This window comes from Falsihalocynthiibacter sp. S25ZX9 (assembly GCF_041205405.1).
In the GTDB taxonomy this organism is placed as follows: domain Bacteria; phylum Pseudomonadota; class Alphaproteobacteria; order Rhodobacterales; family Rhodobacteraceae; genus Falsihalocynthiibacter; species Falsihalocynthiibacter arcticus.
The window spans coordinates 1-319 of sequence record NZ_JBGFCD010000173.1; the positions used below are offsets into that span (position 1 = coordinate 1).

The 319-nt window shown below is 51.1% G+C and carries 1 pseudogene; it reads left to right on the forward strand.

Annotated features, from left to right (window positions below):
• Window positions 1-10: 10 nt before the first annotated feature.
• Window positions 11-319 (forward strand): annotated as a pseudogene (locus AB9F29_RS21770) (protein translocase subunit SecF); the annotation flags it as partial.

A 319-nucleotide genomic window follows, 5' to 3' on the forward strand; every position in this document is an offset into this window, starting at 1 on the left:
AGGTATAAAGATGCGTTTGAAACTTGTTCCTTCGGAAAGCAATTGGGATTTCTTTTCGACCACCAAAATCACTTTGGGCGCCTCGGCGCTCGCGGTGGTGGTGTCGGTTATCTTGTTATTCACCATGGGTCTGAACTTCGGAATCGACTTTAAGGGTGGCACAACCATCCGCACGGATTCCGATATTTCGGTGGACGTGGGCGCCTATCGGGACGCCCTTACGCCGCTCAATTTGGGCGACGTTTCGATCACGGAAATCTTTGATACCACCAATGCCGATTTGAATGCGGCACAAATTCGCATCCAAGCCAAAGAGGGC